This is a genomic window from Arthrobacter sp. sptzw42 (assembly GCF_059089685.1).
In genome coordinates, this window is record NZ_JBNHEX010000002.1 from 280,767 (window position 1) to 297,223 (window position 16,457).

General features: G+C 65.0%; 13 protein-coding genes. 4 read left to right on the top strand and 9 right to left on the bottom strand.

The features are described 5' to 3' along the window. Positions 1 to 108: 108 nt before the first annotated feature. On the bottom strand, positions 109 to 1,887 hold the full coding sequence (gene aspS / locus AC5RT4_RS03370; RefSeq protein WP_494104857.1) for an aspartate--tRNA ligase: 1,779 nt from the start codon (positions 1,885 to 1,887) through the stop codon (positions 109 to 111). Positions 1,888 to 1,996: 109 nt separating this feature from the next. Here aspS and AC5RT4_RS03375 point away from each other — a divergent pair, with 109 nt between their 5' ends. Beyond that, positions 1,997 to 3,238, top strand: coding sequence for an APC family permease (locus tag AC5RT4_RS03375; protein ID WP_494104858.1), 1,242 nt, complete (start codon positions 1,997 to 1,999; stop codon positions 3,236 to 3,238). 6 nt (positions 3,239 to 3,244) lie between these two features. Here AC5RT4_RS03375 and hisS read toward each other — a convergent pair whose 3' ends face one another. Continuing rightward, the gene (gene hisS, locus AC5RT4_RS03380) at positions 3,245 to 4,621 is read right to left on the bottom strand and encodes a histidine--tRNA ligase (protein WP_494104859.1); all 1,377 of its coding nucleotides are present in this window, start codon (positions 4,619 to 4,621) and stop codon (positions 3,245 to 3,247) included. A 228-nt stretch (positions 4,622 to 4,849) separates the two neighbouring features. Here hisS and AC5RT4_RS03385 point away from each other — a divergent pair, with 228 nt between their 5' ends. From AC5RT4_RS03385 to AC5RT4_RS03395, 3 genes are all read left to right on the top strand, one after another. Next, positions 4,850 to 5,662, top strand: a complete 813-nt coding sequence (locus tag AC5RT4_RS03385) for a peptidylprolyl isomerase (RefSeq protein ID WP_494104860.1) — start codon at positions 4,850 to 4,852, stop codon at positions 5,660 to 5,662. A 66-nt stretch (positions 5,663 to 5,728) separates the two neighbouring features. Continuing rightward, positions 5,729 to 7,255 (top strand): DUF349 domain-containing protein, encoded by a 1,527-nt coding sequence (locus AC5RT4_RS03390; RefSeq protein ID WP_494104861.1) that lies wholly within the window; start codon positions 5,729 to 5,731, stop codon positions 7,253 to 7,255. 112 nt (positions 7,256 to 7,367) lie between these two features. Further along, positions 7,368 to 8,102 carry a type IV toxin-antitoxin system AbiEi family antitoxin gene (locus AC5RT4_RS03395; protein ID WP_494104862.1) on the top strand — a complete coding sequence of 245 codons (735 nt, stop codon included), beginning with the start codon at positions 7,368 to 7,370 and terminating at the stop codon, positions 8,100 to 8,102. Here AC5RT4_RS03395 and AC5RT4_RS03400 read toward each other — a convergent pair. From AC5RT4_RS03400 to ruvC, 7 genes are all read right to left on the bottom strand, one after another. After that, a complete protein-coding gene (locus AC5RT4_RS03400; protein WP_494039805.1) occupies positions 7,983 to 10,373 on the bottom strand; it encodes a RelA/SpoT family protein in 2,391 nt (796 codons plus the stop codon). The genes AC5RT4_RS03395 and AC5RT4_RS03400 overlap by 120 nt on opposite strands. Positions 10,374 to 10,507: 134 nt before the next feature. After that, on the bottom strand, positions 10,508 to 11,530 hold the full coding sequence (gene secF / locus AC5RT4_RS03405; protein WP_494039806.1) for a protein translocase subunit SecF: 1,023 nt from the start codon (positions 11,528 to 11,530) through the stop codon (positions 10,508 to 10,510). Next, on the bottom strand, positions 11,530 to 13,290 hold the full coding sequence (secD, locus tag AC5RT4_RS03410) for a protein translocase subunit SecD (protein WP_494039807.1): 1,761 nt from the start codon (positions 13,288 to 13,290) through the stop codon (positions 11,530 to 11,532). Before secD ends, secF begins: the two co-directional genes overlap by 1 nt. Before the next feature lie 102 nt (positions 13,291 to 13,392). Beyond that, complete coding sequence (yajC, locus tag AC5RT4_RS03415) at positions 13,393 to 13,788, bottom strand: preprotein translocase subunit YajC (RefSeq protein WP_494104904.1); 396 nt, start codon at positions 13,786 to 13,788, stop codon at positions 13,393 to 13,395. Between the two features lie 238 nt (positions 13,789 to 14,026). After that, positions 14,027 to 15,115, bottom strand: a complete 1,089-nt coding sequence (gene ruvB, locus AC5RT4_RS03420) for a Holliday junction branch migration DNA helicase RuvB (protein ID WP_494104863.1) — start codon at positions 15,113 to 15,115, stop codon at positions 14,027 to 14,029. Beyond that, the gene (ruvA, locus tag AC5RT4_RS03425) at positions 15,108 to 15,752 is read right to left on the bottom strand and encodes a Holliday junction branch migration protein RuvA (protein ID WP_494039809.1); all 645 of its coding nucleotides are present in this window, start codon (positions 15,750 to 15,752) and stop codon (positions 15,108 to 15,110) included. Before ruvA ends, ruvB begins: the two co-directional genes overlap by 8 nt. A 97-nt stretch (positions 15,753 to 15,849) precedes the next feature. Next, positions 15,850 to 16,428 carry a crossover junction endodeoxyribonuclease RuvC gene (ruvC, locus tag AC5RT4_RS03430; protein ID WP_104044563.1) on the bottom strand — a complete coding sequence of 193 codons (579 nt, stop codon included), beginning with the start codon at positions 16,426 to 16,428 and terminating at the stop codon, positions 15,850 to 15,852. Positions 16,429 to 16,457 lie beyond the last annotated feature (29 nt).

The window sequence follows — 16,457 nt, forward strand, 5'->3', positions numbered from 1 at the left end:
TACCACGAACACCTTCGACCACGGGGACTCCTGTCTGCGGACTAATTGTGCTGATAAACCTGAAGGCCCTCCTTGGCGGGAGAGCCTTCAGGTCAAGCGGGTGATGACTTATTTGCCTTCTGCAGGTTTCGCTTCCGGTTTGAAGTCCACGCCGGCTTCCTTGCGCTGCTGCGGGGTGATCGGGGCAGGGGCCGCGGTCAGGGGGTCGTAGCCGTTGCCCGTCTTCGGGAAGGCGATGACGTCGCGGATGGACTCAACACCTGCCAGCAGAGCCACCACGCGGTCCCAGCCGAAGGCGATGCCGCCGTGCGGAGGGGCGCCGTACTTGAAGCCTTCCAGGAGGAAGCCGAACTTGGTTTGGGCATCTTCCTTGCCGAGGCCCATCAGTTCGAAGACCCGTTCCTGGACGTCGCGCTCGTGGATACGGATGGACCCGCCGCCGATTTCGTTGCCGTTGCAGACGATGTCGTACGCGTAGGACAGGGCCGACTCCGGGTCCTGGTCGAAGGTTTCCAGGAACTCGGGCTTCGGTGACGTGAAGGCGTGGTGAACAGCGGTCCACTTGCCGGCCCCGACAGCGACATCGCCGGATGCCACTGCTGCGGCTGCCGGTTCGAACATCGGAGCGTCCACTACCCAGCAGAAGGCCCAGGCGTTGGGGTCGATCAGGCCGGTGCGGTGCCCGATTTCGACGCGGGCGGCGCCGAGGAGGGCGCGGGCCGCGGACTTCTCGCCTGCGGCGAAGAAGATGCAGTCACCGGGCTTGGCGCCGACGGCATCGGCCAGGCCTGCGCGCTCTGTGTCGGTCAGGTTCTTGGCAACCGGGCCGGCGAGTTCGCCGTCTTCCTTGAACAGCACGTATGCAAGGCCCTTGTGGCCGCGCTGCTTGGCGAATTCCTGCCAGCCGTCCAAAGTACGGCGCGGCTGCGAGGCCCCGCCGGGCATCACCACGGCGCCCACGTACGGAGCCTTAAAGACGCCGAAGTTCGTGTCCTTGAAGAACTCGGTGAGCTCGGTCAATTCCACGCCGAAGCGGAGGTCGGGCTTGTCCGAGCCGTAGCGGGCCATGGCGTCGGCGTAGGTGATCCGCTGAATGGGAGTGGGGATCTCGACGTCGATCAGCTTCCACAGTGCCTTGACGATGTTTTCGCCCAGCGCAATGATGTCGTCCTGGTCCACGAAGCTGGCTTCGATGTCCAGCTGGGTGAATTCCGGCTGGCGGTCTGCGCGGAAGTCCTCATCGCGGTAGCAGCGCGCGATTTGGTAGTACTTCTCGAACCCGCCAACCTGCAGGAGCTGCTTGAAAAGCTGCGGGGACTGCGGCAGGGCGTACCAGGAACCCGGGGCGAGGCGTGCAGGGACCACGAAGTCACGGGCGCCTTCCGGCGTCGAACGGGTCAGTGTGGGGGTTTCAACCTCCACAAAGCCGTCCTGGTGCAGCAGCTCACGGGCAACGCGGTTTGCTTCCGAGCGCAGCCGGAGGTTGCGGGCCGGGCCGGGACGGCGCAGGTCCAGGTAGCGGTGCTTCAGACGGGCTTCCTCGCCCACTTCAACGTGCTCGTCAATCTGGAACGGAAGCGGCTCGGAAGTGTTGAGGATGACTACCTTATCCGCCATGACCTCGATCTCGCCGGTGGCCAGGGCGGGGTTCTCATTGCCCTCCGGCCGCTTGGAAACGGTGCCGGTGATCTGCAGGACATACTCGTTGCGCAGGCCGTGGAAGACTTCTTCCTCGCGCACCACAACCTGTGCCACGCCGGAAGCATCGCGGAGGTCAACGAAGGCCACACCACCGTGATCACGACGGCGGCCCACCCAGCCAGCGAGGGTTACGGTTTGTCCAATGTGCTCGGAGCGAAGGGATCCGAGGTCATGTGTGCGCAGCACAGCACGCCTTTCTGCGGGGTAACAGCGGGAAGATAAACACGAAGTTCAATAGGATCGTTCGGGGAACGATTCCGTTCGAGTTTACCCGCTGCAAAGGAACTGTCACCGCATGAGCGCGCACCAGCAACTCCAACGAAGGCTTGGCACCTTCGATGCCACGACCATCGGCCTTGGCTCCATGCTGGGCGCCGGCGTGTTCGTAGCCTTCGCACCGGCCGCCGCGCTGGCCGGAAACTTCCTGGTACTTTCGGTGGTCATCGCCGGGGTGGTGGCATACTGCAACGCCGTCGCCTCTGCCGCGCTGGCCGCGAAATATCCCACCAGCGGCGGAACGTACGTTTACGGCCGGGAACGGCTCGGCGAGTGGCCGGGCTTCCTGGCAGGCTGGGGTTTTGTCACCGGAAAAACCGCCTCGTGCGCGGCGATGGCGTTGACGTTCGGCACCTATGCCGCCGGCAGTTACGCAGTACCGGTGGCCATCGCGGCGGTGGTGGCATTGACCGTGGTCAACCTGCTGGGCATCACGAGGACGGCACTGCTGACCAGGATCCTGCTGTGCGTGGTGCTGGCCACCCTGGTGTTCGTCGCCGTCGCCGCCATCATTGGGCCGCATCCAGCCGCGGGAGTGGCCGACGCGTCTCCCGGCGGCCCCGCCGGCGTACTGCCCGCTGCGGGCCTGCTGTTTTTCGCCTTCGCCGGCTACGCCCGCATCGCCACACTGGGCGAGGAAGTCAAGGACCCTTCCCGTTCCATCCCCCGGGCGGTCCTGGCGGCGCTGGCTGCCGCCTTCGCCATCTACCTGGCGCTGGCGTTGCTGCTGCTCAACCATCTTCCCGGCGGTCAATTGGCGGCCACGAAGACCCCGCTGCTGGAAGCCGTCCTGGAGTCACAGCTCGCAGGCGGCGCGCCGGTAGTGCAGGCAGGTGCGGCAGCCGCCTGCCTTGGCGCGCTCCTTGCGCTCATCACGGGCGTTGGCAGAACCACGTTGGCGATGGCCCGTGAAGGTGACCTCCCCCGGCCCCTGGCCCGGGTGGGCGGCAAGCACACCGTTCCATACGTTGCAGAGGTCGCTGTGGCCGCCGTCGTAATCCTGCTCCTGCTGACCACCGACGTTCTGACGGTGGTGGGCTTCTCAAGCTTCGGCGTGCTGGTGTACTACGCCGTGGCCAACGCGTCCGCCTTTACCCTTAGCCCCCACCCGGGGTACGCGCCAAAGTGGCTGAATGCCGTCGGTTTCGGGGCCTGCCTGTTGCTGGCTTTCACGCTTCCGGCGGCCTCCGTGCTGACCATGGCGGGGATCCTCTTGGCAGGGGTGGCGGGGCGGTGGCTCGTGCTGCGGTTCCGGCGGTAGCAGCAGCTACACGGAGGCTGCGGATGCCACCTGCGCGGTTGCCGCTACCTGTACTGCCAGGTCCTCCACGGGCGGCATCCAGGTTTCCGGATAGGCGATGACCTGTTCACCGGTGCGGATGTCCTTGACCTGGTGCGTGCCGTCCTCGTCGGTGAACCAGACGAAGGGAATCCCGCGGCGGTCGGCGAACTTGATCTGCTTGCCGAATTTCTCCGCCTTCGCCGCCACCTCAGTGGCAATTCCCCGGCCGCGGAGTTGGGCGGCCACGTCCTGCGCCGCACTCCAGCTGTCATCAGAGGTAAGCGCAACCAGCACGGCGGTGGGAACGCAGCGTGAAGCCTTGGCCAGGTCCTGGCTGAGGATGCGGGACACCAGCCGGGTGACGCCGATGGACAGGCCCACCCCCGGGAACTTCCGGTTGCCCTTCGAGGCCAGTGCGTCGTAACGCCCGCCGGAGCAGATGGAGCCGAGCTGCTCGTGCCCCACCAGAACGGTTTCCACCACGGTGCCGGTGTAATAATCCAGGCCGCGGGCGATGCTGAGGTCGGCAACCACCTTGCCCGGAGCACGCTGGACAGCGGCCTCGATGACCTGTTCAAGCTCGTTGAGACCCTCGTCCAGCAGCTCATTGCTGACGCCCAGCGCGTGGACCTGTTCCACGAAGGAAGTGTCCTCAGTCCGGATGGCAGCCAGCTGCAGGGCCTTCCGGGCCTGTTCGTCCGTGGCCCCCAGTTCCTCCTTCAGCAACCCGGCCACCTTGTCCGCGCCGATCTTTTCGAGCTTGTCAATGCTCCGCAGGACGCCGGCCGTATCCTCGAGGCCGATGCCCCGGTAAAAACCCTCGGCAAGCTTGCGGTTATTGATCCGCAGGCGGAAATCCGGGATGGGCAGGGCGTTCAGGGCCTCGGCAATAACCAGCGCGATTTCAACGTCGTAACGGAACGGCAGGTCACCGTCCCCCACCACATCAATGTCCGCCTGCGTGAACTCACGTGCGCGCCCTTCCTGTGGCCGCTCACCGCGCCACACCTTCTGGATCTGGTAGCGGCGGAAGGGGAAGGCAAGGTATCCGGCGTTTTCCACCACGTAGCGGGCGAACGGGACCGTGAGGTCAAAGTGCAGGGCAAGTGCGTGCGGATCCGCTTTCCCTCCCTTGACAGGGTTTTCGCTCTCGTCCTCCTGAAGCCGGCTCAGGCCGTAGACTTCCTTGTCGATTTCGCCCTTGCGCAGTAACTGGCCCACTGTTTCCACTGCCCGTGTCTCGATGGAACCGAATCCATGCAGCTCGAATACCCGGCGCAGCGTGTCCAGAACATGCAGCTCCACCAGCCGCTCCTCGGGAAGCCACTCGGGGAATCCGGACAGGGAAGCGGTGCGTGCCATGGTGGATGTTCTCCTCGTAGGTGTTGTGCCTGGGACTTGCCCGGCGCCGGCGAACAGGCCAGGAACGGCGGCAGTCCAGCCAGTCATGCATAAACTATGTGCGGCAGTCAGTTTATGCATCATCCGCCAGCATCTCTAATGGACGGACCGGCAAGGCTCGGCCGTCAGACCACTGCGCGCCGGAGCCCACACCACGGCTGTGCAGCAGCCCGACAATAAGGAGGACCCTTGCCGGCCAGTTCACGCAGCGCCCGCGAAGCAAAGCGCCGCATCCAGCAAATGGAAGCAAAGCGCGAGCTGCGGCGGGACCAGGAGAAGCGGCGCAGGCGCGACAACCTCATTGCCGCTGGTGCCGGAACCGCCGCCGTGGTGCTCGCCGTCGTACTCCACCTCACCGCTTTTGCCGGAAACCCCACCGAGGAGGAGTTCGCTGCCGCAGAGGCGGGACTGACCAGCCCGTCCCCCTCGGCTCCTGCAAGCCCGGCTGCACCGGCAACCAACGGCCCGAATATCCCCGGTGCCGATACCGCTGCGGGCAAGACCTTCACCGGTGATCTGGTCCTCAACGGAACGTCCCTCGCTGTGGAGCTTGACGGGACCAAGGCCCCGCAGGCCGCCGCCGTCTTCAAGTCCCTCAGCGACGAGGGCTACTACAACGGAAAGACGTGCCACCGCCTCACCACCGGTGAGACCTTCGGCTTGCTGCAGTGCGGCGCCTCAGGCCCCGGGGGCCAGGGCGATCCTGCCTACACCTGGGGACCCCTGGAAAACACCCCCGCTGACAACACTTATCCGGCCGGAACTGTCGCCGTCGCCCGTACCGGCAACAACGCCTTTGGAAACGGGAAACAATTCTTCATCGTCTACAAGGACACCGTGATCCCGGCCGACACTGCCGGCGGCTACACGGTGGTGGGAAGGGTAACATCCGGCCTTGACGCGGTGTCGAACATAGCTGCTGCCGGAATTACGCCGGGCAGCAGCGACACGGACGGCGCACCTGTTGAACCAGTCACGATAGACTCGTTCTCTCTGAAGTAGGAAGCCCGGCCATGGAGCTGCGGTGCAGGACCTGAGCATTTTCCTTCAAGCGAAAGACTTTTAGCGGTGACAGACAGTCAGAAATCCGACGAAACAGCAACAGATGTGACCGAGACGGCGGCACCAGCCGCCGGCGGGGAAGATTCCGTTGCAGCCACCACCCCGGCAGCGGAAGCACCCGTGGAGAGCGCCCCCGAAAGCGGCACCCCGGACCAGCCCTCCGCGGGCAGCGCCCCGGCACCGGCGCCCCGCCCCGCGCCCTCCCCTGCCGCTTTCGCCTCCCGGCCGAAACCCGCCGCCGCACCTGCTGCTGCTCCTGTTGCCACAGTTCCCTCCACGTCCTTGGCCGAAGCCTCGAAATGGGGGCGCGTTGAGGGCGACGGGCATGTATTCCTTAACATCGACGGCGGCGAGCACCCGGTGGGCCAGTACCCGGACGTCAGCGACGAAGAAGCCCTGGCCTACTTCGCCCGGAAGTACGACGACGTCGTGGCCCAGATTGTGCTGCTCGAGCAGCGCGTCAGTTCCAAGGCCCCGAGCACCGACATGCAGAAGACTGTCACGCATCTCCGCGAGCAGCTGGCGGAACGGAACATGGTGGGCGACCTCAGGTCCGCTGAGGCGCGCTTGGACAAACTCTCCACCCAGATCGCTGAGCTGGAAAAGGCGGAAAAGGCCGAGCACGACGCCGTCCGCGCCTCCGAACTTGCCGCCCGGGAAGCCATTGTGGCCGAGGCCGAGCAGATTTCCGGCCAGGATCCGGCCCAGACCCAGTGGAAGACCTCAAGCTCCAGGATGAACGAGCTCTTCGAGAGCTGGAAAACTGCCCAGAAGAGCGGAGTCCGCCTGGGCCGCAGCAACGAGGACGCCCTCTGGAAGCGGTTCCGTGCAGCACGCACCGTTTTTGACCGCCACCGCCGCGCCTACTTCTCGCAGCTGGACAGCAACAACTCCGCTGCCAAGTCCGCCAAGGAGAAGCTGATCGCCGAAGCGGAAGCGCTGTCCTCCTCGACTGACTGGGGTTTTGCCGCCGGCGAGTACCGCCGCCTGATGGACCAGTGGAAGGCCTCCCCGCGGGCGAGCCGCAAGGACGACGACGCCCTGTGGGCACGGTTCCGCGCCGCCCAGGACGTCTTCTTCACCAACCGCCAGGCCGCCAACGACGAGATCGACCAGGAGTATGCGGCCAACCTCACCGTCAAGGAAGCCCTCCTCGCCGAGGCCAACGCGATCCTCCCGGTCAAGGATTTGGCAGCCGCCAAAAAGGCTCTTCAGTCCGTCCGCGACCGCTGGGAAGAAGCCGGCAAGGTTCCGCGCGCAGACATGGGCCGTGTCGAGGCTGGACTGCGGAAGGTTGAGGATGCAGTGCGCCACGCCGAGGAAGAGCAGTGGCAGCGTTCAAACCCCGAGCGGAAGGCCCGCACCAACAGCGCCCTCTCCCAGCTGGAATCCGCGATAGCGGGCCTGCAGGACGATCTCGCCAAGGCTGAAAAGACGGGCGATCAGCGCAAGATCAAGGCCGCGCAGGAAGCTCTGGAGGCGCGCCAGGCCTGGCTTGACCAGATCCAGCGCTCGGCCAGCGAACTCTCCTAGGTCAGTCGCCTGCCTCACGCAGGCTTCCGGCTCTGACAGGCCCGGCTCCGGTTATCCACATATCCGGAGCCGGGCCTGTGCCTGTTAATGGCGGGAACGGCAGGATGGGCCAATGGCGAATCCCCCACCTCCTCCCTCCGCCGCCCGTGGCACGGACCACCAGGGAGGCGAAACAGCACCCCGCTTTCCGGAGCTGTACGCCCCTGGCATGCCTTTCACTTCCCCCGAGCTGCAGTCCCTGGCCTCGGACGGGCTGCTGGAACGTTTCCACCAGCACGGCTATACCGTCCCCGGAGCCACAGCTACTCCGCAGCTGCGTGCCCGGGCAGCAGCGGGGGCCGTGCCCGCGGCTGTGCGCCAGCGCGTGGTTGCAGGGCGTATGACAGCTGCATGGATCTACGGCTGCGCGGGCGAACCGGACCGGCTGGCCCTTCTGGTGGACGCCAAAAGGCGGGTTTCGAGTTTGCGGAACACCAGGGGCTGCACCCTGCATGAGGTGAAGCTGGGCCCCTTCGACGTCGTGAGCATGGGCGGCCTGATGGTGTCCAGCCCGTTGCGGACTGCCCTGGACGTTGCCCTGCACGTCGAAGCCGAACGCGCCATCCCCACCCTGGAAGGGCTGCTGGCCCGCCCGCAGAATGACGTGCGCCTGCGCCTGCTGGTTCTTGCCATTGAGGCCAGCCCCCGCGTCCCCTACAAGAAGGCCGCGTTGGAGAAGCTGGCCCGCTTAGCTCCGGCGTTTGTTTCCGGTGGTGCGGTAGACGTCGAAGACCCCGTCGATGCGGCGGACGGCGCTGAGGACGTGGTGCAGGTACTTGGGGTCGCCCATCTCAAAGGCGAACTTTGAAATGGCTACCCTGTCCGTGGAGGTGTGCACGCTGGCGGCAAGGATGTTGACGTGGTTTTCGGACAGCACGCGCGTGACGTCGGAAAGCAGGGACTTGCGGTCCAGCGCCTCCACCTGGATCTCCACCAGGAACACGCTGGACTGCGTCGGGGCCCAGTCCACGTCCACAATCCTGTCCGGCTGATCCTTCAGGTCCGAGATGTTGGTGCAGTCGGTCCGGTGCACGGACACGCCCGAGCCCCTGGTCACAAAACCGAGGATGGGATCAGGGGGCACCGGGGTGCAGCAGCGGGCAAGCTTCACCCAAACGTCACCGACTCCGCGGACCACAACACCGGAATCGGAGAACCGGGCCTTGGTGACCTGGGTGGGCACGCTGACTTCGGTGATGTCGTCGTCAGTGCTTTCATTCCCGCCGAGGCTTTCGACGAGCTTCTCCATGACGGACTGGGCGGAGGTGTGTCCGTCCCCTACACCGGCATAGAGGCCGGAAATGTCAACGTACTTGAACTCCGCTGCCACTGCGGCCAGGGCCTCATGCGTCATCAGGCGCTGCAGCGGAAGGTTCTGCTTCCGCATGGCCCGGGTCAGGAGTTCCTTGCCGCGGTCGATCGCCTCTTCGCGGCGTTCCTTGCTGAACCACTGGCGGATCTTGTTGCGCGCCCTGGCGCTCTTGACGAAGTGCTGCCAGTCCTGGCTGGGTCCTGCCCCTTCGGCCTTCGAGGTGAAGATTTCCACCCAGTCGCCGTGGTTCAGCTCGCTGTTGAGCGGCACCAGTTTCCCATTGACGCGTGCGCCGATGGTCCGGTGTCCCACCTCTGTGTGAACCGCGTACGCAAAGTCCACCGGGGTGGACCCTGCCGGCAAAGCCATGACTTCACCCTTGGGCGTGAAAACAAACACCTCACGGGCGTTAATTTCGAACCGCAGCGAATCCAGGAACTCGCCGGGATCGGAAGTTTCCTGCTGCCAGTCCACCAGGGACCGCAGCCATCCCATGTCACCGTCGCGGGGGCTGCCCGGACCGACCGCAGTCCGGTTGGGCTGGTCCTTGTACTTCCAGTGCGCAGCCACACCGTACTCCGCGCGTCGGTGCATCTCGTGGGTCCGGATCTGGATCTCCACCGGCTTCCCGCCCGGGCCGATCACCGTGGTGTGCAGCGACTGGTACATGTTGAACTTGGGCATCGCGATGTAGTCCTTGAACCTGCCCGGCAAGGGGTTCCAGCGCGAGTGCATGGTTCCGAGGGCCGCGTAACAGTCCCGCACGGAATCCACCAGGACCCGGACACCCATGAGGTCATTGATGTCGTCGAAGTCTTTGTCGCGGACAACCATCTTTTGGTAAATCGAGTAGTAGTGCTTGGGCCGGCCGGTGATGGTCGCCTTGATCTTGGCGTCCCGGAGATCCTCGGTGATCTGGTCGCGGATGACGCTTAGGCTCTTTTCCCGCTCGGGCGTCCGGTCCCCCACCATGCGAACGATCTCTTCGTACACCTTGGGGTAAAGGGCCGCGAAGGAGAGATCCTCAAGTTCCCACTTGATGGTGTTCATACCCAGCCGGTGCGCCAGCGGGGCGAAAATTTCCAGGGTCTCGCGCGCCTTGCGGGCGGAGGATTCCGCAGAGACGAAACGCCACGTGCGGGCGTTGTGAAGGCGGTCTGCCAGTTTGATCATCAGCACCCGGATGTCCTTGGCCATGGCCACGACCATCTTGCGCACGGTCTCGGACTGGGCTGCCTCGCCGAAGCTGACCTTGTCCAGTTTGGTCACGCCATCCACAAGCATGGCCACTTCGGGACCGAAGTCCCGCTTCAGGTCCGCAAGCGTGTAGGCGGTGTCCTCGACCGTATCGTGCAGGAGGGCCGCCGCCAAAGTGGTCCCGCTCAGTCCCAGTTCGGCGAGGATGGTGGCAACTGCCACCGGATGGGTGATGTAGGGATCGCCGCTCTTGCGCTTCTGCCCCCGGTGGCTCTGTTCCGCCACGTCGAAAGCACGCTGGATCAGGTCAAAATCCTCTTTGGGATTGTTGGCCCTGACCGTCCGCAGCAGCGGCTCAAGGATCGGAGAATAATTTGCGGCACCACGTCCGGTCAGCCGCGCGAGCCTGGAGCGGGTACGTTCCCGCCGGCCGGGGAAAGTGGGGCGTGAGCCGGAGTTATCCACCGGGACCAGCGAACCTGAACGCGCGGAAGCGGCCGCGCCGGTCTGCAGTCCGGCAGGACTTTTATCTCCCTGTGCCGTTGGCACGGACGCCGAACGTTCTTCCAATGAAGCACCCCTCACCACCGTTTAATTACTTCAGTCTATTCCCCCGCCCGCAGACTTTTTAAACGGGCCGCCGGTTAAACAGGACGGCCGGGCAGCGTCAGCATTCTGACACTGCCCGGCCGGCGGGAAGCGGCTCAGGTCTGGGCCGGCTCCACAACCGTCGATCCGGACCTGGAAGAGGCCTCGGCCCGACGGTGCTCCACGCGCTTTGCCTGCCTGGCCAGGTCGGGCTCGTTCTGCCGCAGCCAGGCATACATGGGAGCTGCCACGAAGATCGTGGCTGCGGTTCCGATCAGGATGCCGACGAACAGCGCGAGGGAGAGATCACGCAGTGTTCCGGCGCCCAGCAGTCCGGCGCCGATGAACAGGATGGCGCCAACGGGCAGGATCGCCACCATCATGGTGTTGATCGAGCGGACCAGGGTTTGGTTCACGGCCAGGTTGACTTCCTCAGCGAAGGTACGCCGGGTGGATGCATCCAGGTCTGCGGTGTTCTCGCGGATTTTGTCGAAGACCACCACTGTGTCATAAAGCGAGTAGCTCAGGACGGTCAGGAACCCGATGATGGCGGACGGAGTGACTTCGAAATCGCTGAGGGCATAAACACCGGCGGTAACGAACATCGTGACGGCCATGCCGGCGATAGCCGAGAGGGACATCTTCCAGGTGCGGAAGTACAGCGCCATCAGCACCGCAGCCAGGAGCACAAAGATCACCAGGCCGATCAGGGCCTGCTTGGTGACGTCAGCACCCCACGTGGGACCCACGAACGTTGATGTCACTTCGTTGTCCGTGACGCCATAGGCCGAAGTCAGGCCTTCCTTGATGCGGAGGGTCTCGTCATCGGTGAGTTTGTCGGTCTGGATCCGCATGGTGGTTCCGGCCACGTTTGCTACGCGGGGAACGCTGCCTTCCACCACGTCGGTGACGGCCTTTTCACCTACGGCGGCGTCAGTGGTCCTCACGTTCGAAACCGTGAACTCAGATCCGCCGCGGAACTCGATACCCAGGTTGAAACCGCCCTTGGCAAGCGGAATAAGGATGGACAGGGCAACGGCAACCGCCGCAATGATGAACCAGATCTTTTTCGCGCCCACAAAGTTGTAGGAGCGCTTGCCCGTGTAGAGCTCGTTGCCGAAATTCGCGAAGCTTGGCATTACTTGTTCTCCTTCGCTGCAGACTTCGAGGAGCCTGCGAGCTGCTCCTGCTTCTGCGCCATGCGGCGTTCGGCAATGGTCATCCGGCGTTCCGCTTCGGCTGCGGCACCGGAATTCTTGGCGCGGACAACCTGGGCAGGCTTGTCTTCCGGGGTACGGATCCGGCCTGCGCCGCGGTACAGCGGCACGGCGCCGAGGCGCTTGGGGTCAAGGCCCGAGAAGCGGTGTCCCTCGCCGAAGAACTTCGTGCGCGCCAGCAGCTGCAGCGTGGGGTGGGTGAACATAAACACCACAATGAGGTCGGCGATGGCGGTGAGGCCCAGCGTGAATGCGAACCCGCGGACGTTGCCCACAGCCACGAAGTACAGGACCAGGGCGGCAAGGAGGTTGACGGCCTTCGAGGCAAGGACGGTCCGCTTAGCCCGCTTCCAGCCGTTTTCGACGGCGGAGACCAGGCCGCGGCCTTCACGGAGCTCATCGCGGATGCGCTCGAAGTAGACGATGAAGGAGTCTGCAGTCTGGCCGATGGCGACGATGATGCCCGCGACGCCGGCCAGGGACAGCCGGTAGTTTTCGGTCCAGCCCAGGATGGCGATGGCAAGGTAGGTCAGGATGCCGGCAACCACCAGGGAGGCGATGGTCACGAATCCCAGGGCCCGGTACTGGAAGAGGGAGTACACCACCACCAGGAGCAAGCCGATTACACCGGCGAGGAGGCCCATGCGGAGCTGTTCGCCGCCGAGGGTTGCAGAGATCTGCTGCTCACTCTGGATTTCGAAGCTGATGGGCAGTGCGCCGAACCGAAGCTGGTCCGACAGGGCTTTGGCGCTCTGTTCCGTGAAGCCGCCGGTAATCTGGGGCCGGCCGTCGGTGATGACAGCGAGCGAACGGGGAGCTGAGATGACCTGGTCATCGAGCACAATGGCGAACTGGGCCTTGGGGTCGTTGCCCGAGTCGCCGCCGGCAGCCACGTAGAACTGGTTCAGGCGTTCGGTGACCTCTTTGAACTTCGCTGTGCCTTCGTCGTCGAACTGGATGTTGACGGCCCACTCGTTCGTGACGGCACCCTGGGCGCCCTGCTGGAGCTGGAAGGAGGACGTGACGATGTTGCTGCCCTTGACCTCTACCGGACCAAGGATGTACTTGATGGCGGGGTTTGTGCCGGAAGCAGGCTCACACGTCACCAACGGCTTGGCCGGATCGGAGCGTTCCTGCTCGTCCTGGGACGGGTTGTCGCAGTCGAGGGCTTCGAACTGCCGGTAAATCTCCGGAGTGATCCAGTTCGTGTCGCTGCTGTTGGCAGGTTCCGCCGTCGGCTTGGGGAGCTGGTCCTCGGGGGCCCGCGACTCCTCCGGGACGGGTGCACCGGCGCCGTTGAGAAGGACAGGGCGGAAGTTCATGTCGGCGGAGGCCTGGATCAGGTCGCGCGTCTGGGTAGACGGGGTGCCCGGAAGGCTGACCACCACGTTGCGCCCCGACTGGGTGCTGATTTCGGCTTCAGCGACGCCGGAACCGTCCACGCGCTGGCGGATGATCGCCACAGCCTGGTTGAGCTGTTCTTCATTGATGTCCGAACCGCCCTCCACCTTCGGCGCCAGGATCATCTGTGTGCCGCCTTCGAGGTCCAGCGCCAGCTTGGGCGCCCAGCTCGCCTGGCCGGCCATAGTGCCGCCTGCCAGGACAGCAGTCAGCACGGCGAGGATTACGCCGAGCCAGACCAGGACCCTGAGGCCTGGTTTCCTAGAACCAGTTCGTGCCATTGTTGATCTTTCTCTTATTCACGGAGGAACCGCCGGTGCCTGCCTGTTGCCGGCACCGGCGGCCTTCCGCAGCCGTAGAGGTGTTTTACAAAACCAGCGGGACTAGCTGTCCTTTTTGCCCTCATCGCTGAGGCGCTTGGGGGTCTCGTCCGGGGTTTCAGCGGTAACAGCGGAACTGCCGGTCTCCTGGGCGGTGAGGGATGAAGCGTCATCCGGCACGGCGGGGGCAACGGCGTCCGGCGCTGCTGCCGGCTCCACGATCTTTGTAACGGCCTGGCGGTGTACGGTGGCGAGGTTGCCCGGGGAGAGTTCCAGGGTGACCTTGTTCTCTTCATCGTCGATGGCGACAATACGGCCGAACAGCCCGAAGCTGGTCATTACCTCAACCCCCGGCGCGAACTGCGACTGGAGCGCCGCCTGCTGCTGCTGGGTCTTCTTGTTCCGGCGGAACATCATGAAGATGAAGACGCCGAGCATGGCGAACAGCAGGATCGACATGATGTCAATGCCGCCGCCGGGCTGCGTAGTGGTGGTCTGGGCAGTGATATGTCCGAACACGGGGAAGTTCCATTCTGTACTTGCGTAGAGCTGATTGACAGCGCCGTCCGCTTTGAACGTGTGGTCTGGCGCGAAGCGCCATCCGTCCACGGGCTGCTGGTAGTGCTGCCTGCGGGAACAAAGACCCGAACGTGCCGAGCGTCATACCAGTCTAAAGGGAAAAACTGAAGGGAGCCTGTTATTCGCCTTGCGGGGCCCAGTCTTCGCCGGGGCCGGCGTCCTCACCCGCCGTATCAAACAGGTCCAGTGGCTCCTGCCCGAAGACGCCTGCGGGGACGGCGTAGCCGAGGTGGGTCCAGGCCGGGGCCATGGCGATCCGGCCCCGGGGTGTGCGGCCCAGGAGACCCTCGCGGACCAGGAACGGTTCTGCCACGGTTTCCACCGTTTCGGTTTCTTCCCCGACGGCGATCGCGAGGGTGGAGAGACCGACGGGGCCGCCGCCGAACTTGGTGATCAGCGCCTCCAGGACCGAGCGGTCCAGCCGGTCCAGGCCTTTCTTGTCCACTTCATACATATCCAGTGCTGCGGATGCCGCCCGCGCGTCAATCTGTTCGATGCCATGAACCAGGGCCCAGTCACGGACCCGCCGCAGGAGCCGGTTGGCAATGCGGGGCGTGCCGCGCGAACGTCCGGCGATTTCGCTGAACCCGGCAGAGTTCACCTTAAGGTCCAGCAGCCCGGCCGAGCGCCGCAGGACCAGCTCAAGTTCGGCAACGGAGTAGAACTCCAGGTGCCCGGTAAAGCCGAAGCGGTCCCGGAGCGGCCCGGGCAGCAGGCCTGCCCGGGTGGTCGCGCCCACCAGCGTGAACGGCGGAAGTTCGAGGGGAATGGCCGTGGCGCCGGCTCCCTTGCCCACCACGATGTCCACCCGGAAGTCCTCCATGGCCATGTAGAGCATTTCTTCTGCCGGCCTGGACATGCGGTGGATTTCGTCCAGGAACAGGACTTCGCCCTCGGACAGGGAGGAGAGAATGGCCGCGAGGTCTCCGGCGTGCTGAATGGCGGGGCCGCTGCTGATCCGCAGCGGGGCGTTCATCTCGGAGGCCACAATCATGGCCAGCGTGGTCTTCCCGAGGCCCGGAGGGCCGGAAAAGAGCACATGGTCCGCGCTTCTCCCCCGCATGCGGGAAGCCTGCAGCACCAGGGACAGTTGCTTGCGGACCCGGTGCTGGCCCACGAAGTCGTGGAGGTTTTTGGGCCGGAGCGCGGCCTCAATGGCCCGCTCCTCGGGTTCCTCCCCGGCGGCGACCACTGACGGTTCAGCCACGGCTGCCTACGCGGTTGCCGGCGCGTGCACCGTCCTGGCCCAGCCAGCGAAGGGTGGTCCGCAGGATCTCCGGCACGTTGCCGCGGAAGGACACCTCGGGGTCATCGGCCAGTGCCTTGTCGATACTTGCCGAAGCGTCTTTCTCGGACCAGCCGAGGCTGGTCATGGCCGCGACCACCTGCGGCTTCCAGGCAGCCTCGGCAGCGGTGGGGGCACCGGCCGAACCGGCCGTGCCGTGCGGAACCAGCTTCCCCGCGAGCTCCAAAACGATCCGGCCGGCCACTTTGGGGCCGATGCCCGGGACTTTCGTAAAAGTTTTGCTGTCGCCTGTGTGTGCCGCAACCCGGATTGCCTCCGGATCATGCACGGCGAGGACCGCCAGTGCCAGCCTCGGGCCCACCCCGCTGACACTGAGCAGGACATCAAAAACTTCGCGCTCGTCGTCGGACGCGAAGCCGAAGAGGGTGAGCGAATCCTCCCGGACGATCAGGGAGGTGAACAACTGGCCCTCCTCGCCCGTGCGGAGCCGGCTGAGGGTCTGGGGAGTGGCGTTAACGCTCATGCCCGCGCCGTTGAGGTCGATGACGGCCGTGGACAGCCCCACGTGCGCTACGGTTCCGCGAAGGAAACTGATCAAGGGGCTGGCTCCTGGTGTACCGCCGGGCTGCCCATGGGAGAGGCTGGACCGGCTATCCGAACATATCTACGAATACCCTAGCAAGCGGCCAAGACAATCAGCGTGCGCGCCGCACCTTGGCCTCGGCTTCTGCCCACGCCCTTTGCGCCGGCGTCAGCGAGGAACTGCCCGGCCCGGTGGTGGCAACGGCGGCACCGCTGCCGGCACGCCACGCGTGCGTGATGGCCAGTGCCAGCGCGTCCGCAGCGTCGGCCGGGCGGGGCGGTGCGTCCAGCCTAAGGATCTTGGTGACCAGCTTGGTCACCGCATCCTTGTTGGAATTGCCGCTGCCGGTGACGGCAGCCTTGACTTCCGACGGCGTGTGCAGCGCCACCGGGATCCCGCGCCGCGCCGCCGCGGCAATTACTACCCCCGACGCCTGGGCGACGCCCATCACCGTGCTGACGTTGAGCTGGGAAAAGACCCGCTCGACGGCGAGGACCTGGGGTTCGTAGCGGTCCAGCCACTCGTCGATGGCCAGGGCGATCACCAGGAGCCGCTGATCGAGGGTCTCCTCGGGAGAGGTTCCCACCACACCAACGGCCACCATGGTGGCGCGCCTGTTCCGTTCCACGTCCACCACGCCGATGCCGCAGCGGGTCAGTCCGGGGTCAACGCCCAGTACACGCAGTGTCACGTGCACCCGGCTTCAGCGGGCATCCCGGT